The 21,162-nt window shown below is 69.4% G+C and carries 15 protein-coding genes; 11 read left to right on the top strand and 4 right to left on the bottom strand.

The features are described from left to right. Window positions 1-64: 64 nt before the first annotated feature. The gene (locus tag HUA76_RS26555) at window positions 65-2,470 is read right to left on the bottom strand and encodes an endonuclease MutS2 (protein ID WP_174462556.1); all 2,406 of its coding nucleotides are present in this window, start codon (window positions 2,468-2,470) and stop codon (window positions 65-67) included. A 75-nt stretch (window positions 2,471-2,545) separates the two neighbouring features. Between HUA76_RS26555 and HUA76_RS26550 the strand changes: the two genes are divergently transcribed. The 5 genes from HUA76_RS26550 to nadD all read left to right on the top strand — a co-directional run bounded on the left by HUA76_RS26550 (window position 2,546) and on the right by nadD (window position 7,146). Then, on the top strand, window positions 2,546-3,292 hold the full coding sequence (locus HUA76_RS26550; RefSeq protein ID WP_141645665.1) for a lipopolysaccharide assembly protein LapB: 747 nt from the start codon (window positions 2,546-2,548) through the stop codon (window positions 3,290-3,292). Between the two features lie 65 nt (window positions 3,293-3,357). Then, the gene (locus HUA76_RS26545; protein ID WP_174456696.1) at window positions 3,358-4,662 is read left to right on the top strand and encodes an adenylate/guanylate cyclase domain-containing protein; all 1,305 of its coding nucleotides are present in this window, start codon (window positions 3,358-3,360) and stop codon (window positions 4,660-4,662) included. Between the two features lie 39 nt (window positions 4,663-4,701). Then, window positions 4,702-5,883 (top strand): DUF1343 domain-containing protein, encoded by a 1,182-nt coding sequence (locus HUA76_RS26540; protein ID WP_174462424.1) that lies wholly within the window; start codon window positions 4,702-4,704, stop codon window positions 5,881-5,883. Window positions 5,884-5,899: 16 nt separating this feature from the next. Further along, window positions 5,900-6,571: a hypothetical protein gene (locus HUA76_RS26535; RefSeq protein WP_174456694.1), complete on the top strand. Its 672-nt coding sequence runs from the start codon at window positions 5,900-5,902 to the stop codon at window positions 6,569-6,571. 14 nt (window positions 6,572-6,585) lie between these two features. After that, a complete protein-coding gene (gene nadD / locus HUA76_RS26530) occupies window positions 6,586-7,146 on the top strand; it encodes a nicotinate (nicotinamide) nucleotide adenylyltransferase (protein WP_141645669.1) in 561 nt (186 codons plus the stop codon). Window positions 7,147-7,152: 6 nt separating this feature from the next. Here the strand turns inward: nadD and HUA76_RS26525 are convergent, their stop codons facing one another. After that, entirely contained in the window at window positions 7,153-10,734 is a 3,582-nt protein-coding gene (locus HUA76_RS26525) for a hypothetical protein (RefSeq protein ID WP_217440260.1), read from the bottom strand. 85 nt (window positions 10,735-10,819) lie between these two features. Between HUA76_RS26525 and HUA76_RS26520 the strand changes: the two genes are divergently transcribed. After that, complete coding sequence (locus HUA76_RS26520; protein ID WP_174456691.1) at window positions 10,820-12,136, top strand: hypothetical protein; 1,317 nt, start codon at window positions 10,820-10,822, stop codon at window positions 12,134-12,136. On the opposite strand, the gene HUA76_RS26515 is transcribed toward HUA76_RS26520, so the two are convergent. Together HUA76_RS26515 and HUA76_RS26510 are read right to left on the bottom strand one after the other, a co-directional pair. Next, entirely contained in the window at window positions 12,129-13,064 is a 936-nt protein-coding gene (locus HUA76_RS26515) for a Rossmann-like and DUF2520 domain-containing protein (RefSeq protein ID WP_174462422.1), read from the bottom strand. The genes HUA76_RS26520 and HUA76_RS26515 overlap by 8 nt on opposite strands. After that, window positions 13,061-15,631, bottom strand: coding sequence for an AAA family ATPase (locus HUA76_RS26510; protein ID WP_174456689.1), 2,571 nt, complete (start codon window positions 15,629-15,631; stop codon window positions 13,061-13,063). The genes HUA76_RS26515 and HUA76_RS26510 overlap by 4 nt, the downstream gene beginning before the upstream one ends. 232 nt (window positions 15,632-15,863) lie before the next feature. Between HUA76_RS26510 and HUA76_RS26505 the strand changes: the two genes are divergently transcribed. Genes HUA76_RS26505 through HUA76_RS26485 form a run of 5 tightly spaced genes read left to right on the top strand, consistent with a single transcriptional unit; the run spans window position 15,864 to window position 21,160 of the window. After that, the gene (locus HUA76_RS26505) at window positions 15,864-16,577 is read left to right on the top strand and encodes a YIP1 family protein (protein WP_141643769.1); all 714 of its coding nucleotides are present in this window, start codon (window positions 15,864-15,866) and stop codon (window positions 16,575-16,577) included. Then, the gene (locus tag HUA76_RS26500; RefSeq protein WP_174456688.1) at window positions 16,574-17,914 is read left to right on the top strand and encodes a TolC family protein; all 1,341 of its coding nucleotides are present in this window, start codon (window positions 16,574-16,576) and stop codon (window positions 17,912-17,914) included. The genes HUA76_RS26505 and HUA76_RS26500 overlap by 4 nt, the downstream gene beginning before the upstream one ends. Further along, window positions 17,911-19,176: an efflux RND transporter periplasmic adaptor subunit gene (locus HUA76_RS26495; protein WP_141643767.1), complete on the top strand. Its 1,266-nt coding sequence runs from the start codon at window positions 17,911-17,913 to the stop codon at window positions 19,174-19,176. The genes HUA76_RS26500 and HUA76_RS26495 overlap by 4 nt, the downstream gene beginning before the upstream one ends. Then, entirely contained in the window at window positions 19,173-19,925 is a 753-nt protein-coding gene (locus HUA76_RS26490; RefSeq protein WP_141643766.1) for an ABC transporter ATP-binding protein, read from the top strand. The genes HUA76_RS26495 and HUA76_RS26490 overlap by 4 nt, the downstream gene beginning before the upstream one ends. Continuing rightward, complete coding sequence (locus tag HUA76_RS26485) at window positions 19,922-21,160, top strand: ABC transporter permease (protein ID WP_174462421.1); 1,239 nt, start codon at window positions 19,922-19,924, stop codon at window positions 21,158-21,160. Before HUA76_RS26490 ends, HUA76_RS26485 begins: the two co-directional genes overlap by 4 nt. Window positions 21,161-21,162 lie beyond the last annotated feature (2 nt).

Genomic DNA, 21,162 nt, shown 5'->3' with positions numbered 1-21,162 from the left:
CAGGGCCGGGCGCCTGGCTCGCGAGCCGATGTGGCCGCGAGCCAGGTCAATCCGCGCCTTTCGCTCAGGCGCGCAGGGCCACCACGGTGACGCCGTCACCACCCTCGTGGGCCTCGCCTGGCCGGTACATCCGGATGTAGGGCGAGTTCGACAGGTAGTCGCGCAGCGCCTGCTTCAGCGCCCCCGTGCCGTGGCCGTGGACGATGAGCGCGGCTTCCTCTCCGCTGCGCATGCCCCGGTCCAGGAAGGACTCCACCTCCGCGAGCGCGTCGTCCGCGCGCATTCCGCGCACGTCGCACCGGAAGTTCGTCGCCTCCACCTGCGCCGGCGCCGCCGAGGCCGCACGCTTGAGCGACGCCTCCTGCTTCTGCCGCTCCGGGAACTTCGCCTGCTGCGGCTTGCGCGTGCGAGAGCCCGACAGCTCCGACGTGGGGACGCGCATCTTCATCGCCCCACCGGCGGACACCACCGCATGGCCCTCCGCCAACTCCAGGATCTCCACATCCCGGCTCAACCCCGAGTGGTGCACCCAGGCGCCCACCTTGAGGTTCACGGGCCCGGGAGCCTCCACCTGGAACAGCTCCGCCTTCGCCGCCAGGGCGCGCTTCTGGGCATCCTCCGCCCGCTGCTGGAGCTGCATCCGCGCTTCCGACAGCGCCTTCTCGTTCTGCTCGGAGCGCAGCTTCGCCAGCAGCTCTCTCACTTCCGAGGCCGCGTGCTCGCTGGCCGCGTGCACGTCCTCGTTGAACTGCATCATCTTCGCGCGGCGCTCCCGCTCGAAGGTCTGCTTCTGCTTCTCCAGCTCGGTGCGCAGCGCCTCGGCTTCCTTCGCCGCGACGCGCGCCCGCTCCAGCTCCTCGGACAGCTTGCGCCGCTCGTCCTCGGCCGCCGCCAGTGCCTGGGAGAGGGGACCGCCCGCGTTCAGCGTCAGAGAACGCGCGCGCTCGCATACCCGCTGGGGCAGGCCCACCCGGACCGCCATGTCGATGGCGGAGGACTGGCCCGCCGCGCCCATCTGGAGCCGATACGTTGGCGCCATCCGCTTCGAGTCGAAGCCCACCCGTGCATTCAAGAAGCGCGGGTCCATGTGCGCCAGCGCCTTGAGCTCCTCCAGGTGCGTGGTGACGAGCGCCACTGCGCCCTTGGCCAGCATCTCCTCGAGCACCGCGATGGCGATGGCCGCGCCCTCGCGCGGGTCCGTATCCGCGGCGATTTCGTCGATCATCACCAGCGAGCCCTCGCCCACCTCCGCGATGATGTCGCGCAGCATCACCACGTGCGCGCTGAACGTGGACAGGCCCTGCGTCAGGTCCTGTGAGTCGCCCACCGTGGAGTGCACGGAGCGATACAAGGGCATCCGCGAGCCTTCCGCCACCGGAATGGGCAGGCCCGCGCGCAGCATCAGCGCGCACAGCCCCACGCCGGTCAGCGTCACCGTCTTGCCGCCCGCGTTGGGGCCGGACACGACGAGCGCCTTCGCGCCACCATTGAGCGTCACGTCGTTGGCGATGACCTCCGTGCCCTTGAGCACCAGGCGCGGATGGCGCAGCAACTGCAACTGGAGGTCCGATACTCCGACGAACTCCGGCGTGCTCGCGTCCAGGTCCGCGGAGAGGATGGCCACCGCCTCCGCCTCGTCCAGCTCCGCGACCGCGTCCAGACCTTCCAGGACGCGGTCCGACTCCCGGCCGAGCTGCTGGCTCAGCTCCTGGAGCACCCGCCGCTCCTCTTCCAGCACCACCGACTGGGCAATGGCCAGGTCGTTGCCCAGGCCCACCATCGCCTGCGGCTCCATGAAGAGCGTCTGGCCCGTCTGGCTCGCGTTGTGGACGATGCCGTCCACTTCCGAGCGGTAGTTCGACACCACCGGCACCACGTACCGGCCGTTGCGCAGGGTGTAGTAGTTCTCGCGCAGCTTGGAGAGGAAGCCCTCGTCGTGGAGCATCTCGTCCAGCCGCGTCTTGATGCGCCGGTGGAGGCCCCGGGCCCTGTCCCTGGCCTCGCGCAGCTCCGGGCTGGCGCGGTCGGAAATCTCACCGTCCGGCTCGAAGCACTGGTCGATGCGCCGGGCCAGTGACTCCAGCATGGGCAGCCGGCGCGCCAGCTCCATCAGCCGGGGCACCCGCTCCTTGCGTTCTTCCACCGCCTCACGGGTGCGGACGAAGGCGAACAGGAGCTGCGCCGAGTCGATGAGCTGACGGGGCTCCAGGATGCCGCCCTTGGCCGCATGGCCCACGGGGATTCGCAGGTCCACCACGCCGCCAAGCGGCAGGGAGAACTGTTCCCGGGACAGGGCGCGCGCCTCGTCCACCAGGGCCAGCGCCTCCGAGACCTGCTCGGCCGAGTCGAGGAACGGCCGGGCGAGCACTCGCTCCCTGCCTGGCTCCGTCCGACACCGCTGCGTCAGCGCGCGAAGTACTTCCGCGAATCCGAGGTCTTCCAGCGTCTTTTGGGATATCTGCACGGTCATGGGTTTCATGCGCAGCCGTCCGGCCGTCAAGAGGATCTATTGAGGAGCCCCGCTCGGCTCTGCTATCTGCCGCGCATGCACTGGGTCTTCCTGGTGGCTTGCCTGGCGGGCGCCTCTGACGCCGCGGAGCCATCCACCCTGACGGTGGCGCAGTCCCGACCCGTGGCCCCGGCTTCCCCACCCATGTCCTTGACGGACGCGCTCGCGCTGGAGTCGGGCGGGGATGACACCGGCGCACTCCAGGCCGTGGAGGCACTGGTCCTCTCCAAACCCCAGTGGGAGCTGCCCCGCCTGGAGGCCGCGCGACTGTTGCTGAAGGTGGGCGGCTCGCTGGAGCAGGCCGAGGCCCACCTGGAAGTCGCCACGCGCATTGCTCCCACCAACCCCCGAGGTTGGTACCTGCGGGGGCTGCTCTGGGAGGAGCGGGGCAACTCCCTCCAGGCCACCCGTGCCTATGAGACGGCCGTGCAGCACCGGGCGTCGTACGAGGAGGCTCGCTTCCGGCTCGGGGGCCTGTGGGTCTCCCTGGGGGACCTGCTCAAGGCGGAGCTCCACTACCGCTACCTGGCCCGTTCGAAGCCGGAGTGGGTGCAGGTGCGCCTCCAACTGGCGGACGTGCTGGAGAAGCAGGAGCGGCTGCTGGATGCCGAGACGGAGCTGCTGGCGGCGCGGAGCGTCCAGCCGGACAGCCCGCTGGTGCTCCGCAAGCTGGCCGACTTCTACGAGCGGACGGAGCGGCCCCAGCTCGCGGCGAAGGTGCGCAAGTCCATGGAGCCGCAAGAGAAGAAGCGCATGCGAGCGCTCAAGCCGTCGCGTCGCTGACGAATGACGTCGCGGTGCGTCGCGGCGATTGCGCCCCGGATCGTGGCGCATAGACTGCGCGCGCTTTGAAGACCGCCAACCTCGCCATTGTCTTCACCGACATCAAGGGCTTCACCGAGCGGACCAGTCGGCAGTCGCTGGAGCAGAACCAGCGCCTGCTGCGGGTCCACGGTGCCCTGCTGTCGCCGCTCATCAAGGCGTTTGACGGCCGCATCATCAAGTCCATCGGTGATGCGCTCCTGCTGACGTTCGAGTCACCCACCCAGGCGGTGCTCAGTGGCGTCGCCATCCAGGACCGGCTGTGGCACCACAACCGGGGGGTGCCGGAGTCGGAGCAGCTCCATGTCCGCTTCGCCATCAACGTGGGCGAGGTGCGGCTGGACGGCAATGACGTCTTCGGGGAGCCGGTGAACATCGCCGCGCGCGTGGAGGGGCTGGCCGAGGCGGGCGAGGTGTACTTCACCGAGGCCGTCTACCTGGCGATGAACAAGGCGGAGATTCCCTCACGGGAGGTCGGCGCCTTCGAGCTCAAGGGCATCCCTGGGAAGATTCGAGTCTTCCAGGTGCCGCGCGCGCCGTACCGCGTGGAGGCGCCCTCCGCGGGCGCCATCGCCGAGGCGCCGGGCACGGAGTCGATGCCGCCCTACGGAAACCTGGGCCTGTCGCGTGTGCCGGAGTCGTCGCTGGAGGGCGGCGCGGTGGATGTGGCGCTGCTGGGGCAGCGGGCGGCGGAGCTGGGACAGCGGGCCGCGGCGGGCGCGGTGGTGCTGGGGCGTCAGGCGTCACATGCCGGCAGGTCGCTCTTCGCGCGGATGCGGGACGGGATGCCTCCGGGCGGAGCGGGAGCGGTGCTGCGGGTGCTGGGCGCGCACCGTCGCACGCTGCTGATCGCCGGAGCGCTGGCGGTGGTGTTGGGGGTGGGCGTGGTGGCCTTCAGCGGCAGCCCGGCGACGCGGGCCATCTCCGAGGTGGAGCGCGCGCCCAAGAGCGAGCGTGAGGCGTTGGCGAAGGAAGCGCGGAAGATCATCGGCGAGGAGAAGGACCAGGGCCGTCGCCTCTACCTCCAGGGCCAACTGGACGAGGCGATGGAGAACCCCCGACGCTCGCTGGACGACTACGCGCGCGCGGTGAGGGTTGGCAATGGCGACGCCGAGAAACGCGTCATCCAGATGCTGTCGCATCCCATGTGCAGCGTTCGCGCGGCGGCGGCGGACGCGGTGCGCTCCCTCAAGCTGCAGAGCGCGCTGGGCGAGCTGGAAGACCTGGCGGAGGATGGGGGTCCGGACGACGGCTCGGGCGGCTTCCTCGGCGTGGGGAAGTGCGACTCGAAGGTGGCCGCGCAGAACGCGCTCAAGAGCTTCAAGGACTGAGGACCGGCCCGCGAGGCCCGTTGCGAGGAAGGAAGCGCCGTGACGAAGGTGAAGACGGGACTGGACGTGTGGGTCGAGCAGGGCTTCTCCGCGCTGAAGGGCAAGCGCGTGGGGGCCATCGTCAACCCCACCAGTGTGGACTCGCGCTTCCGCCACCTGGCGGACCTGCTGGCCCAGGCGCCGGGCGTGACGCTGGGCGCGCTGTTCGGCCCGGAGCACGGCGTGCGCGGCGAGGCGCAGTACATGGTGGCCGTGGGCGAGGAGAAGGACCGCCGTACCGGCGTACCCGTCCACAGCCTCTATGGCTCTACGTTCGAGTCGCTGTCCCCGCGCGTCGAGTGGCTCAAGGGCCTGGACGCGCTCGTCTTCGACATCCAGGACGTGGGCAGCCGCTACTACACCTACGTCTACACCATGGCGCTGGCCATGAAGGTGGCCGCCAAGGCGGGTGTGCCCTTCTATGTGCTGGACCGGCCCAATCCCCTCAATGGCCAGGCGATGGAAGGCAACCTGGTGGGGGAGGGGTTTCGTTCCTTCGTGGGCCTGTACGCGCTGCCCAACCGACACGGGATGACGGCAGGGGAGTTGGCCCGGCTGTTCAACGCGCAGGAGGGCTTCGGTTGCGCGCTGACGGTGGTGCCCTGCGAGGGCTGGCGCCGCGAGCACTTCTGGTCAGACACGAACCTGCCGTTCATCTCCCCGTCGCCCAACATGCCCACGCCGGACACGGCGCTGGTGTATCCGGGCATGTGCCTGGGGGAGGGGACCAACGTATCCGAGGGGCGCGGGACGTGCCGCCCCTTCGAGCAGTTCGGCGCGCCCTGGGTGGACACGGACGCGCTGCTGGCGCGGCTGGCGAAGGAGGACCTTCCGGGCGTGTCCTTCCGCGCCGTGGGCTTCACCCCGACGTTCGACAAGTACCGGGGTGAGTCCTGCAACGGGGCCTTCATCCATGTCACGGACCGGCGGACCTTCCAGTCACTGCGCACCGGGGTCGCCATCTTCCAGGCCCTGCACGACATTGGCCCGGGGAAGTTCGACTGGCGGGCGGACGCGTACGAGTTCGTCGAGGACGTGCCGGCGTTCGACCTGCTGTGCGGGACGGACCAGGTGCGCCGGGGAATCGAGGCCGGGTGGAGCCTGGAGCGGCTGATGGAGGGATTCTCCACCCAGACGGAGCGCTTCGCCGGACAAAGGGAGCCCTACCTGCTGTACGCTTGAGCGTGGGACTTTCCACGTGATTGGTGTCTTCTCCGACAGCCACGGCGACCTGCAAGCCTTCGACGCGGCCTATGAGCTGCTGCGCTCCCTGGGCGCGCGCCGTTTCCTCTTCACGGGCGCGCGCTACACGGACCTGGACGAGTGGCTGCTCTGGCGGCGGCAGAAGAGCCGGGGCGGCCGGGAGTACTCGGACTCGGACTTCCTGGCGGATGTGAGCCAGTGGCTCGGCAGCCAGGACTCGTTGCCTCGGACGCCCGCGCGCGGTGCGGCGCCCGCGGATGTGGCCTCCGAGGAGAACCGGCGACTGGTCATGGAGCGCTTCGTGCGCGTTCCGGAGCGCGAATCGCTTCAGTATCGAGACCCCACCATCAACAACAAGGCGATGGACCTGCTGGGCGATACGCTGTGCTGCGTGGTGCACGACAAGAACGACCTGACGCGCGAGGACCTGCTGAACGCGATGGTCTTCATCCACGGCAAGGACCCGGAGCCGAAAGTTGTTCAGATTGGCCCGCGCTACTTCCTGACGCCGGGACGCCTGGTGGGCGCCGCGGAGCAGACGTGCGCGCTGCTGGAGAAGGCGGACCGCGACTTGCGCTTCTCCGCGTACCGGCTGGACGGGCACGTGGTGTTGGAGCCGCGGGTGCTGGCCCTGGACAAGAAGTCCCCGAAGCTGACCTTGAAGTGACGTGAGGCCCTGACGTGCAGGTCGCGCTCCTTGGAGGCTCGTTCAACCCCCCGCACGTGGGGCATCTGATGGCGGCCTCGTACGTGCACGCGACGCAGGGCGTGGACGAGGTGTGGTTGATGCCGTCCGCGCAACACCCGTTCGGCAAGCAGATGGAAGCGTTCGAGCACCGCGTCGCCATGTGTGACGCCATGTGCCGCGAGACGTCGGGCTGGCTGAAGACGACGCGCATCGAGAGCGAGCCTGGATTGACGGGCCGCACGGTGGACACGCTCGCGTTGCTGGTGGAGCGCCACCCGAGCGTGCGCTGGTCCCTCATCATCGGCAGCGACATCCTGCGGGATTTGCCTCACTGGAAGGACTTCCACCGCATCCAGGAGATGTCGCGTGTCCTCGTGCTGTACCGCGCGGGCTACCCGGCGCCGGACACGGTGGGCCCGCCCCTGGCCGAGGTGTCCTCCACCGTGATTCGCGAGCTGCTGGCGCGGGGCACGGAGCCCTCGGACCTGGTGCCGTCCGGGGTGCTGGCGCATGCCCGCGCCGCCGGGCTGTATGGACTGAGGCGCGGGAAGTAGCAGGGCCTAGAGGCCGATTCCCACCAGGTGCAGGTCTCCCAGCCCATCGTCGTAGCGACGGGCGAACTGGTAGAAGAGGGAGAAGGGCACGGCCTGCCCCATGGTGAACTGGATGGACATGGCCGCGCCAAACGCGCCGTGATTGTCCCGGTTGTCCGTCCGCGCCAGCGTCGCGAAGACATCCATCTCGAAGTTGCGCACGAAGAGCGACGGCAGCAGCCACAGCGTGGACGCCCAGCCGTGGTCGACGATGATGCGATACCGGTACGTCGCGCCGCCAATCAGCGCGTTCCTGGCGCGAATCGTGATGTCCTCGTAGCCGCGCACGTACTCGCTGAACGCGATGCCCGGCTGGAGCTGGAGGGGGAGGCGACTCGTCTCCGTCGAGCGCCGGCTGCTGTACCAGGTCTGGCCAGCGCTGAACCCACCGACTTCGAGCAGCCCTTCGGGTGCACCCGGCAGGTAGCGCCCCACGGCGCTGAGCTGGAGGTTGTCCTTCCCGCCGAAGAATCCGCCGAAGAAGCCGTCCAGGCCCAGGCGGACGTCGCCCACCGTCGAGTCCAGCGCGAACGCTCCGGGATAGACGGCGCCGCTCACGGAGATTCCCAGTCCACGCTGGAGACCACCGTAGGACGTGGCGTCACCCGCGAAGTACGACATGGAGACCTCGGGTCCAATCAGCCGCGTGACGAGCCGAGGGAACTGGCCGACGGCGTCGTACTCACGATGCAGCGCCAGCACGCCAATCGTCACCGGTGTCGTCCAGAACGTGCGGGACGCGTACGCCAGGGCCTGGAGGTCGGTGCGCTCGTTCTCGCGCACGCGCGCGACGGAGGCCTGCAAGTACCAGGGGGCGAGCTGCGCGTTGCCGTATGCGAGCGACACGTTGGGCTCTTGGTCCTGCGTGCTGTACGAGAAGTTCAGCGCGTACGCGTGGAAGCCGAGCCGGTCCTGGCCCGCGAGCGACAACCCACCGCTGAACAACAAGTCGTCCGAGTCGTCGCTCTCCCTCGCGACCCACAGGTAGGGGAGGCGGAACTCGGGGATGAGGAAGCCCTCCAGCGTCGAGTAGGGCTCATCGGTGAGGACCGTCACGGGCTTGCCTGGGTCGGGTGGCGGCGCGCCGACAGGCGCTTCGAGATTGCCCGTGGTGGATGCGATGGGCTCCACCGGAAGGGCTCCCGCGAGCGGCGGAGCCACTGGAGCGGGTTTCACTGGCGTGTCCGTGGAACCTGGAGGGAAGGGCGTGAAACCTCCGGGGGGCGGCTCGGACGTCGCGGGTCCCTGCGCCTGGGCAGGTGACGAGGTCCCCGCGTCCCGGGTGCTTGCGAGCGTGTCGGGCGATGCTCCCGCATCCGGTCCACCCGAAGCACTGGTTCCAGGGCGAGCCGCGAGCGTTCCTGCATCTGGCGCGCTGGAGGCGGGCGTGCTGGGAGTGGCCGTGAGCGTGTCGCGCGATGCTCCCGCATCGGGGCTCTCGGAAGAGGTCGCTCCAGGAAAGGCCGCGAGTGCTTCGGGCGACATCCCCGCGTTCTGTCCACCGGGAGGCGCCGTGCTGGGGAAGGTCGAAAGCTCCTCGGGCGCGGGCGGCGGAGGCGTCTGCTCCGAGGGAGTCGTGACGGCGGGCGCCGAGGTAAGAGGCGGCGGGCTCATCGGTGACGTGTCCGCCAGGGATGGCGGAGGTGTCCCGGTGCCGGAGCCAGCGGGCGCGTTCGCGGGAGGCACTCCCGGCTCGGCGCGCAGCGAAGGCGCTTCATCGGGAGACGACGTGGGCGCCTGCATGCCGGACGGCAACACCGCCGCGTTCACCCGCTCCGCCATCGCGGACACGGCGGCACGGTCGATGGTGAACGAGGCCCCATCCCTGTTCAGGAAGGCCACTTCACCGGTGCCCATGGGGCTCACGTCCATCACCAGGAACGGTGCATCGGTGATTCGCGCCAGCTCCCGCGTGGAGACCGTCATCACATGCGCCTGGAGTCGTCCGGTGTCCTCGCGCAGGAACACGATGCGGTCCGCGTCCAGCCAGCGCGGCGAGTAGTTGAACAGGCCATCCCGCGTCAGCCAACGCAGGCTTCCATCCGCCTCCCGCACGACCAGGTCCCAGCCCTGGTTCCCTTTCAGTGGGAACACCATCCGCGTCCCATCCGGGGACACGGCCGGTGGGCCCAGCGGAGCGCTCGCGTCGAAGTGGGTGAGCTGTTCCTGCTTGCCCGTCTCCAGCTCCAACCGCCTCAGGTTCGCCGTGTCTCCCTCGACGCGGACATAGACATACGCCGCGCCATCTGGCGTGACGCTCCCGCCCATTCCCTTCACGTCATCCCAGACGCGCACCACCTCACCCGTGCGAGCGTCCACGCGCCACAGCTTCGCGTCGTATGCGCCCACCGCGTTCAGGTCCGCCATCACCAGGTAGAGCCACGCACCGTCCGCGCTGAAGGACATGCCGCTGACCAGCGTCGACGACCCCAGCACCCAGCGGCGGAAGGGCAGCAACTCCACCAACGGCCGCTCGAACCGCACATGTCCATCCGGCTCACGCACCGTCAATCGCGAGTACTGTTCCCGCCCCACGCTCACCAGGGCCGTCACGCCGGTAGACGGATGCGAGGCGAGGCGCGAGAAGTACCCCGCTTCGGGAATCCAGACGCGCTGCGACTGCGGCCGCTCCCGCACGATGAGCTGCTCACGCAGGTCCTTGGTGTACTCAGCGAACAGCGAGCCGATGTCCTTGCCATAGACACCCTTGAATCGCAGCGTCACGGCGATGGGTGGAATGACGGTGGTGCCCTGGTTGTCCACCAGCTTCCACAGCTTCGCCTCGCCGTACTTCGTGGCCAGGTACTCCACGAAGTGCATGCCCGTGAGGTAGTTGCCGCCGAAAGGGTCCAACGCCCGGTTCTCGGGTGACAGGAACCCCGGGTCCATCCGCCCATCCCGGGCCTGCACCACCGAGTCGAACCAGCCCCGCCACACCGGACTGTGCGGACGCCCCGTGTCCTTGCCGAAGCGGCCCTCGTAGTACGTGGCCAGGCCTTCCAGGAACCACGACTCGGTGAAGGTGTTGGGTTGGAACAGGCCGCCAGTGAAGTCGTTGAGGAAGCCCCAGAGCCCGTTCGTCTGCTGGAGCTGCACGTAGTGCACGGCCTCGTGGCAGGCCACGTCGCCGACATCCACCTCGCCCAACCCGAAGAGGTGGAACAGCTCCAGCGTCACGTTCGCGGGCACCACCATCTGCTGCGGGATGCTCGCGTAGTCCGGCACCACGTACGCGTTGTTGAAGTCCGCGCTCGTCATGTAGACGAGGACTCGCGCTCGCGGCTCCTTGCGCCAGGTCTGCGCGCGCAACTGCTCCACGCAGCCCTCCAGCCGCGCCGCCATCCGCAGCGCGGGGCCTCGCAACTGCTCCGGGTAGTAGAGCTCCAGTGACGCGGTCGTCAGCTTGCGCATCGGGTCGCGCGCGAACGACGTCTGGATGTCTTGGGGAAAACGAGGTGTGACGAAAGCACACCCCCAGGATGTCAGCAGGAGACAGACGGCTACGGCATGCCAGCGCAGGCGCCAGCGGGAAGCAGGCATGCGGGCCATCCTACTGGCCACAAATCGTAGCCACGAACGCGTTTTTCACGGTAAGGGGAGGCCCACCGCTTCCCTTTCGATTTCGGATTCCTTCATGTCCCAACCGGAACCCCAGGCGCATCCTGTCCCCCAGCATGTCCACCAGGCGCAGCTCCAGGTCGCCGCGGCCCTCGAACAGGCCGAGGGCAAGCCGATCGACCTGGTCAAGGCGCCCTGGGCGGACGTGGAGAAGGCCGTCGCGAAGGTGCTGGGTGGCCCCTTCCAGGTGAACAAGCCCGAGCACCAGACGGTGGCCCTGGGTCTGGCTGGCGCGTTCGCCATGCGCCTCATCGTGGAGCACAACGCGTTCTGGTTCCCCAACCGCGACTCTCCGGAAGGCGCCACGCTGGGCTTTCCCGAGGCCATCATCATGCTGTCGCCCTTTGGCGCGGCGATGGACGCACTGGGTCAAAGCAAGCTGAGCCGGCTGGATGACCTGGCGGCGGACATCCGCCGCTCGCTGGGGCAGGCCCGCTTCGGCACCAACCCGGCCCAGGCCCTGGGCGGTCAGGCGCCGAAGCTGACGCCGGTGGACTACCAGCGCCTGTTCGACCCGGGCTTCCTCCAGTTCGTCGTCGTGGACCCGAAGAAGGCGACGACGACGCTGGAGACCAAGCCGGACGTGCTCGCCCGCGACGTGCGCAACGCGCTGGGTCGTGCGCAGGACCTTCCGGCGGAGGCTCGCCAGCAGTTCGAGGGGCAGATCGTCCAGTCCCTCCAGCGGTTGGATCCGACGAAGACGCTCATTGAGCAGGCCGAGCGCGCCCCGCGTCTGGCCGAGCTGATGGTCCACCTGTTCGCCACGGTGAATGGCACGGGCTCCGCGCCCGAGGACTTCTGGCACGACATCGTCCTGCCGCTGCTCTTCATCGGCGCGCCGACCTCCTTCCCGCCGCTGGATGACGAGGAAGTGGAGCTGTATCGCCAGGGCGCGGATGCGCTGCCCCTGTTCGTGGACGTGGTGCCGCACGCGCACCCCGCTCCGGACGAGGGTCTGCTGGGCGCGTTCGAGATGAGCGACATCGGTCTGCTGCACCCGGGCTTCGCTCGGGTGGGCGCGCTGCGACTCATCCGCATCGACCCCACGCGCATCAAGCCGCTGCTGGCCAGCTTCGACGCTGCCAAGCTCGGCGGCACCATCAAGGCCTTCGGCGAGGCCGTGGCGAAGGCCGCTGGCAAGCCGGTCAACGACACGCCGCAGGGCAAGGAGATGCTCCAGGCCTCGCTCACGCTGCTGTCGGACCTGCAGCGCGGTGTGGCGTCGGGTCAGGGCGAGCTGTGCCTGCGCCGGCTCACCGAGGCGGAGGCCGCTTCCGAGCGTGCGCTCGGCTCCGTGCGCAAGGGCCTTCAGGGCTCGCTGATCATCACCTGAGCCGCTTCTCCAGCGCGGCGCGCGACTCGGGGCGGAGACGCTCCGAGGCCAGCTTCAAGGCGCGCCGCGACAGCAGTCGGTAGATGGGGGTGACGTCGTCGGGCAGCGCCGCGAGATGCGCGGCCACCACGCCCGCGTCACCCCGGACGATGGGACCGGTGAGGCCTCCCGCGAGGCCCCGGGCTTCCACGCCGCGAAGGGCGGAGCGCATCAGGGGCAGCAGCGCCGGCAGGGCGTCCTTCGGTGGAATGCCCGCGGCACCGAGCGCCGCGACCGCCGCGTCCGCCAGGGCCACCATGAGGCCCGCGCTCATCACCGCACCCGCGTGGTAGGCGGCGCGGTGTCCCTCTGGCACTTCCATGGCGTTCAGCCCCACGTCGACGGCCATGCGACGGAGCACGTCTCTCAGCGCGCGCGAGCGGGTGCTGATGGAGGCGGTATGTCCCGCGAGGGAATCGCGAGCGGAGGACACCGCGCACAGTGGATGGAACGAGCCCAGCGCGCGACCTCGTGGTGGGCCCAGCGCGTCCAGGGAGAGCGCGCCCGCGGTGTGCACGAGGGCGACGGAGCGGGGCAGGGTGGTGGCGAGTGTCTCCGCGACGTGGGGCACCTCCGCGTCCGGGACGCAGAGCAGGACGAGGCGCGCGCGCCTCAAGTCCTCGGGAGTCGCGGGCTTCAGGCCGAGGGCTTCGGCGCGAAGGCGTCCCTCATCGCTCCGCGAGTGCATGCGCACGGGCCATCCCGAGGCGCTCAGCGCGAGGCCCAGCGCACCGCCCAGCCTCCCCGTGCCGACGATGACGAGGGGCGGCCGCGTTTCTCGACGAGGTGCTGCGCGGACGGCACGTTTCCGAGAGGAGCCCGTGCCTGTCCCGGGAGCGGGTTTCCCCGTCCCCTTGCCGCCGCGCGTCCGTGAGACGCGGGGGCTCATCGCACCCGCTGGAACGCGAGCTGACCGGCGAGCAGCGCGACGCGCACCTTGTCGCCCGCGCCGAACTCACCCGAGAGGATGCGCTCGGCGAGCGGTCCTTCCACGAGCCGCTGCACCATCTGCCGCATGGGCCGCGCCCCGAGCTGCGGGTCGAAGCCGCCCGACTTCAACAGGTGGCCCACCACGTCCTGGCCCGCGACGTATTCGATGCCGCGCTCGGTGGACAGCCGCTTGCTGCTCTCCTCCAGCAACAGCGTGGCGATTCGCGCGACCTCTTCCTCCTCCAGCGGACGGAAGGGAAGCCGCTCGTCGATGCGATTCCACAGCTCCGGGGGCAGCGCCTTGCGCGCCGCGGACGCCGCCAGCTCCAGCGCGTTCGTCGTCGCCGAGCCCTCCGAGCCAAAGCCCAGCGGACGACCCGTGCGAGAGAAGGCCTCCGCGCCCAGGTTGGTCGTCATCACGATGACGGTGTTGGAGAAGTCGATGTGCCGACCCTTGCCGTCCGTCAGCCGTCCCTCTTCCAGCACCTGGAGCAACAGCATCTGCACTTCGCGGTGCGCCTTCTCGATTTCGTCCAGCACCACGATGGACGAAGGGCGCCGACGCACCGGCTCGGTGAGCTGGCCACCTTCGCCGAAGCCCACGTAGCCCGCGGGAGAGCCGATGAGGCGCGAAACCCCATGCGCCTCCGACATCTCGCTCATGTCCAGCCGCACCAGCGCGTCGCGATTGCCGAACAGCACCTCCGCCAGCCCGCGCGCCATCTCCGTCTTGCCCACGCCCGTGGGGCCCAGGAAGAGGAAGCTGCCCATGGGCCGCCGCGAAGCGAAGCCCGCGTAGTTGCGGCGGATGACCCGCGCGATGCGCGCAATCGCCTCTTCATGCCCGATGACCCGCTCGCTCAGGTCCTGCTCCAGCCGCAGCAGGCGCGACGAGTCGTTCATCAACAGCCGCTCCTCCGGCACGCCCGCGAGCTTCGCCACCACCCGCGCCACGTCCGAGACCTCCACCACGTCCCGCCCCTCGCGGTGGCACCGGCTGCCCGCCAGGTCCACCACGGAGATGGCCTTGTCCGGCATGAACCGGTCCGTCACGTACCGACTGGCCAGCGACGCGGCGGCCTCCAGGGCCTCCGGCCGGTAGCGCAGCGCGTGGTGCTCCTCGTAGCGACCGATGATGCCGCGCAGGATCTCCACCGTGTCCGGCACCGACGGCTCGTGCACCACGACGGGCGTGAAGCGCCGCTCCAGCGCCGGGTCCGCGCTGATGAACTTGCGGTACTCGTCGTGCGTCGTGGCGCCGATGCAGGGGAACTCGCCCCGCGCCATGGCCGTCTTCAGCTCGTTGGCCGCGTCCTGCGGGCCGTCGCCCGTGGAGCCCGCGCCCACCAGCGTGTGAATCTCGTCGATGAAGACCATCACGCGGCCTTCCGCGCGGCGGACCTCTTCCTTCAGCGTGTTGAGCTTCTCGGAGAAGGAGCCCCGCAGCTGCGTGCCCGCGACCAGCGAGGCCATGTCCAGTTCAACGACCACCTTCTCCGCCAGGCTCCCGCGCAAGCTCAACAGCCGCTGCGCCACGCCCTCCACCACCGCCGTCTTCCCCACGCCGGCTTCACCCAGCAAGCACGGGTTGTTGGTGCGGCGCTTGCCCAGGACGTCGATGACCTCTTCGATTTCCCGCGCGCGGCCCACCACTGGATCCAACCGACCCTCGCGGGCCAGTTGGCTCAGGTTGCGGCCCAGCGACGTCAACATCGGAAACGCCTTGGGGTCCAACGCCAGCGAGGTGCCTCGGGCCGCCGGAGCAGCGGGCGCGGGCGTCGGCGCGGGGCGCGACACTGGCGCGGCGGCGAGGGGCGTCGAAGCCGGCGGCGGCACCGCGCGGGCCACCGCGGCGGGCGCGGCGGGGGGAGGAGCGGCCTTGGGCGGGGGCGCTGCCTGGGCCTCGTCGTCGTCCACGTCGATGAGGTCCCTCGGAGAGAGGGCGGGAGTGGTGACGCGTGGCGGCGGAGGCGGCAGCGGGGGAAGTGCCGGGGGCGCGCTCGGCAGCGAGCGCGGCAGGCTCACCGCCACGGCGGAAGCGGGCAGGGGAGACGGAGGTGCACCGAGCGGCCGGCTGGGGGCGGGGCGCGCGCCCAGGACGTGCGTGCGACCGGGCTGGAGCTTGCGAGGCATCCGCCCACTCACGAAGTAGGACACCGCCGTGGTCCGCAGGGTCGCCAGATCCAACCCCGTCTGCACCAGCAGCTCTTGCGCGACGCAGCGCACCCGAGTCACCGCGATGAGCAGGTGCAGGCAGTCGGCCTCCTGCGAGCCGCAGCTCGTGGCGATTTCCCGGGCTTTCTCCCGCAGCTCGCGAACCTGTCCGTCCGTCTCCGCCGGGGCCGCGGTGAGCAGGTGGAGGAGGGCATCCTCGTCCACGCCCCGCTCCTTCAGCAGGAGCTGCGCCCGGTTCTCCACCGTGAAGAGCGCCAACAGCACGTGGGCCGAAGTAATCTTCTGGGCCACGCTCCGGGCGATGTCATTCGCTTCTTGGAGGACCTGGGCCAGATCCGTGCTTTCGACCATTCGAGCTCCGGCAAGCGTGCAGCCGAGCGGAATACACCCTCTCGATCCCGACGGCAAAATTTCCGCAACAGGTTGCTACAGGTCTGCGGAATCCTTGAGGTAGAAAGCCGCGCAACCTTCCATGAGGATGGAATTCGGTTGGCCGGCTGCCCGTTCACCGCCGCGATTTTTCGACTGGCCGAGCAATTGCCTGAGGGGGAGCGCCGTACATCCCTCCGAGACCACTCACTCTATGACCTCACTCGTCCAACCCGTGCGCGTCTTCATCGACCCTGTCGAGGGAACGCCCGCCGCCGTCGAAGCCCGCCGTTGGGTCTGGCCCCTGCTCATCCTCGCGCTTTGTGTGTCCGCCTCCGGGACGCTGTTTTCCCTTCGCTGGGACGCGACCCCGGATGTCATCCGTGAACTCCAGGCGTCCGGGGAGATGGCGACCATCTCCGAGGCCGACCTGACCGACAAGATCCAGACGACGACCCGCAAGGCGCTCGTCGGAGGCATCGCCAAGGGCGTCTTCGTGATGCCGATGGTGGCGCTGCTGCTGGCCGCCATCCTCTGGGTGGTGTCCTGGCTGTTTGATCGCCCCGCCCACTTCGAGCAGCTGATGTCCGTGGCGGCGCTGGCGCTGTTGCCCATCGCGCTGTACCACGCGGTCCTCACGCTCTGCATCGCCGCTCAGCACACGCTCAGCGTCGCTCGCGTCGCGCAGTTGGTGCCGTCGCACCTGGGCGCGTTCCTGGGGACCCTCAGCCCGAAGATGGCGCGCGTTGCGTCCACCGTGGACTTCTTCAACCTCTGGAGCACGGGCCTGTTGGGCCTGGGCTTCGCCGCCGCCACCGGTATGCCCCGCGGCCGCGCGCTGATCCTGGCACTGGTGCTCTACGTGATGTTCGCGGGGGTGTTGATGGTGGGCCTTCCCGGAGCGGAGATGGCGGGAGGTGGCCGATGAACGCGCTCCTCGTCGCCGTGCTGCTCACCGCCGCTCCCGCGCCCACGCGCCTCACCCTGGACGAGGTCCGCACCCAGGGCCGCCAGAGCACCACCGCGCTCCAGGCGCTGCTCGACCTGGACATCGCCAGTGAAGACGTGCGCGTGACGCGCTCGGCGCTCCTGCCGCAGCTCTCCGTCAACGCGTCGGTCGGCAAGAACTGGTTCGGTCGCCGCAAGTCCTTCAATCTGGTGCCGGACCCGAACAACCCGGGCGAGTTCGTGCAGATCCCCGTCGAGTCGAAGCCGACCAGCACGGGCGACTACGACCTGGGCTTCATCCTCAATCAGGTCATCTACGACAGGGCGCGCTGGAAGCAGCTGGAGCAGAGCGGCGTGCTGCGCGATGCGCAGACGAGCCAGGCGCAGGAAGAGGCGGACACCTCCGAGCTGGAGGCCATCCGGCGGTTCTTCACGCTCTTCCGCTCCCAGGCCACCCGCCAGGTGCTGGAGGCCACCGTCAAGCGCAGCGAGGAGCAGCTGGACCGCGCGCGCTCCCTGTTCCAGGCCGGACGCGTGGGCAAGGTCGAGGAGATCTCCGCGCTGGTGAACCTGGGCAATGACCGCATCACCTTCGTCCAGTCCCTCACCACGTTGGTGACGGACCAGACGCAGCTGGCCGTGTGGTTGACCCGTCCCGGAACCGAGCCCCTGGAGGCGGTGGATCCGGGCGTGCTCACCTCGGAGCCCGCGCCCGCGCCCACCATCGAGCAGGCCATCGACTCGGCCCGCGAGCGGCGCCCGCTGCTCAAGGCGCTCCAGCTTCAGGTGCGCTCGGCGGAGCTGCAGCGCTCCATCGCCCGCGCGGACTATCTGCCCGTGCTGTCGGCCCGTGGCCTCTACACCCGCCAGGGCCCGGACGCGGAGCAGGTCTTCACCGAGCCTCGCCTGCAGAACAACTTCCTGGGCAGCATCAACCTCGAGTGGAACGTCTTCAACGGGTTCATCACCCCCGCCCAGACGCGGCGCGCCGAGGCCAGCATCCGCAAGGCGCAGCTCACGCTGGCGCAGTCGGCCCGGGAGATCGAGGGCCAGGTGCGCGCCGCCCACCAGTCGCTGGAGGCGCAGATGGTCGCCGCCCGGCTGTCCGCCGAGAACAAGGAGGCCGCCTTCCAGGGCCTCCGGCTGGCGGAGGAGCGCTTCAAGGCCGGTGCGGGCTCCACGCTGGAAGTCCGCGATGCCCAGCTGAACCTCACGCAAGCGGAGCTGAGCTTGTTGGAAAACAGGATTGATGTCGAAATCGCCCGCTTCAGTTTGTTGCGGGCCATGGGCGCCCTGAGCCCGGGAGAGACGAAATGAAGTGGTGGAAGGGTGCGATTGCCGGTGCGCTGTTCCTGGGTGCCGCTGCCATCACGGCTGGAGGACTGAAGGAGCGTCCGCCACCGTCCCAGGAAGTGCAGATCGCCAAGGCTCGCAAGGGCACCATCACCCGCACCATCACCGGTGCGGGAAAGGTGCAGGCTGCGACCACGGTGAAGATCTCCTCCAGCCTCTCCGGAGACCTGGTGGAACTGCTCGTCAAGGATGGCGAGCCGGTGAAGAAGGGCCAGGTGCTCGGGCGCATCGACAAGCGCATCTACGAGGCCGCGATGAAGCAGGCGATGGCGTCGCAGAACGCCGCGCGCGCCGACTCCCAGGTGGCGGAGGTGGAGGTCAGCCGCACCACGTCGGAGCTGGGACGGGTGGAGGGCCTGGTGACCAAGGGCCTGGCGTCCGGCGCGGAGCTGGACATCGCGAAGGCGAGCAAGAACACGGCGGAGGCGCGGCTCGCGTCCGCCCGCCAGCAGCTGGCGCGCAACATCGCCATCGTCGAGCAGGCGCAGGCGGACCTGTCGAGGACGACGCTGTCGTCGCCCATCGACGGCAACGTCATCGAGCTGTCGCGCGAGGTGGGTGAGCGCGTGCGTGGCTCGGAGCTGGCCGAGGACGTGGTGATGACCATCGCCGCGCTGAGCGCCATGGAGGTGAAGTTCGAGGTGGGTGAGCACGAGGTGGTGCACCTGAAGCCGGGCCAGCCCGCGGACGTGACGCTGGACGCGCTGGAGGGGCAGACGTTCCAGGGCTCGGTGGTGGAAATTGCCCAGAAGGCGCTCATCAAGAACCCGGGCACGGAGGCGGAAGTGACGAGCTTCCCCGTCACGGTGGCGCTGGACATGCGGCCGCCGGGCGTGCTGCCGGGCATGAGCGCGGAGGCTCGCATCTCCGCGGAGACGCACGATGACGTCATCCTGGTGCCCATCCAGGCGGTGACGGTGCGCGCGGAGCGCTCGCTGCCGGACTTCAAGGAGTCGGTGGAGGGCGGCGCGCTGAAGGCCAAGCGCACCGAGACGCTCGCCAAGGTGGTGTTCGTGGTGGACGCGGCGAACAAGGCGCAGGTGCGGCGGGTGCAGACGGGCATCGCCTCCGACACGGAGCTGGAGATCCTCTCCGGGCTGAGCGATGGGGACCGCGTGGTGGAAGGGCCCTACCGCACGCTGTCGAAGGAGCTGAACCACGGGGACAATGTCCAGGCGCCCGAACCGGGCGAGGGTCCTGGCGCGAAGGGCGGTCAAAAGTCGTGAGTGACGGCAGCGGCGCCGGCACAGGCCGGCTCATCCAGGTGGACGACATCACCCGCGTCTTCCATGTCGGTGGCGAGGAGGTGCGCGCGCTGCGAGGCGTCACCTTCGGCATCAGCCGAGGGGAGTGGGTGGCCATCATCGGCCAGTCCGGTTCTGGCAAGAGCACGATGATGAACGTGCTGGGCTGCCTGGATACGCCCACCAGCGGCCGCTACATGCTCAACGGCAAGGACGTGTCGCGCATGAGCGACGACGAACTCGCCGTCATCCGCAACGTGGAGATCGGCTTCATCTTCCAGACGTTCCAGCTGCTGCCGAAGGAGACGGCGCTGGCGAACGTGGAGCTGCCCCTGGTGTACCGGGGCATGGCGGCCAAGGAGCGGCGGGAGCGGGCGAAGGCGGCGCTGGACAAGGTTCAGCTCACGCACCGCATGCACCACCGGCCCAACGAGCTGTCGGGTGGTCAGCGTCAGCGCGTGGCCATTGCCCGCGCGCTGGTGTCGGAGCCCTCCATGCTCCTGGCGGACGAGCCCACGGGCAACCTGGACTCGGCCACGGGCGAGGAGATCGTCCGGCTGTTCGAGCAGCTCCACCAGGCGGGCCACACGCTGGTGCTCGTCACGCACGAGCCCAAGCTCGCGGCGCGCTGCCCTCGGGCCATCCGCCTGAGCGACGGAGAGATTGTCGCCGACGGTCCCGGGCGTGAAGTGGCCATGGGCGTCGCCGGCCCGATGGTGGCAGGCGTATGAAGAACGCGACGAGCCTGCGGGTGGATGTCCTGGAGGGGGCGCGCATCGCCGTGTTCTCCCTGCGCGCCAACCGCCTGCGCACGGTGCTGACGACGCTGGGCATCGGCATCGGCGTGGCCACGCTGCTGGCCATCGTCGGCATCATCCAGGGGCTCAACACGTCCTTCCACCGACAGCTCGCGAGCTTCGGCGCCAACACGCTCTATGTCTCCAAGTTCCCGTGGATGATCAAGGGCGATTGGTGGAAGTACCGCAATCGCAAGAACTTCACCCTGGAGCAGCTGCCCCGGCTGCGCGCCATGGCGCCGTTCATCACCGCGATGTCCCCGTCCGTCTCCCGGCTGTCGGACGTGTCGTACGGCGGCGAGCAGATGTCGTCGGTGCGCATCCAGGGCGTCAACCACGAGTACCTGGGCATCGCGGGCTTCGACATCACCGGGGGCCGCTTCATCACGGAGTCGGATGAAGAGGTGACGCGTCCGGTGGCGGTGCTGGGCGCGGACGTGGCGGAGCGGCTGTTCCCCGGCATCAGCCCGGTGGGACGGAGCATCCGCGTGGACAACCACTCCTTCCAGGTGGTGGGCACGCTCAGCCGGAAGGGGAAGGTGGTCAACGAGAGCATGGACCTGCTCGTGCTCATCCCCTTCAAGACGTTCTACAGCAACTTCGGCAAGGGGCGGCCGTTCGAGATCGCCATGGCGGTGGCGGACGCGTCCCAGGTGCGCATGGCGGAGGACCAGCTCATCGGCATCCTGCGGCGCCTGCGCGGCACGGAGCCGGGTCAGCCCGACGACTTCAACATCAACAAGCCGGAGGCGATGGCGCAGACCTACGCGCAGCTCACCGGCGCGCTGTACGGCGTGGCGGTAGGCGTGGGGCTCATCACCTTGTTGGTGGGCGGCATCGGCATCATGAACATCATGCTGGTGTCGGTGCGCGAGCGGACGCGGGAGATTGGCGTGCGGCGCGCGCTGGGAGCGCGCAAGCGCACCATCGTCGTCCAGTTCCTCATGGAGGCGGCCAGCGTGTCCGCGGTGGGAGGCCTGCTGGGAACGACGGTGGGATTGGGCACCGCCAAGGTGGTGTCGCTGATAACGCCCCTGGCGGCGGACGTGCAGACGTCCACGGTGCTGGGCGGGGTGTTCTTCGCCGCGCTGGTGGGCCTGCTGTTCGGCATCTGGCCGGCGGCGCGCGCGGCGAACCTGGACCCCGTGGAAGCCCTTCGGTACGAGTGAGT

Source organism: Myxococcus sp. CA056 (assembly GCF_013336715.1).
Taxonomy (GTDB): domain Bacteria; phylum Myxococcota; class Myxococcia; order Myxococcales; family Myxococcaceae; genus Myxococcus; species Myxococcus llanfairpwllgwyngyllgogerychwyrndrobwllllantysiliogogogochensis.
The sequence above is the reverse complement of the archived record's forward strand: the minus strand, read 5'-3'. Positions and strand labels throughout refer to the sequence as shown.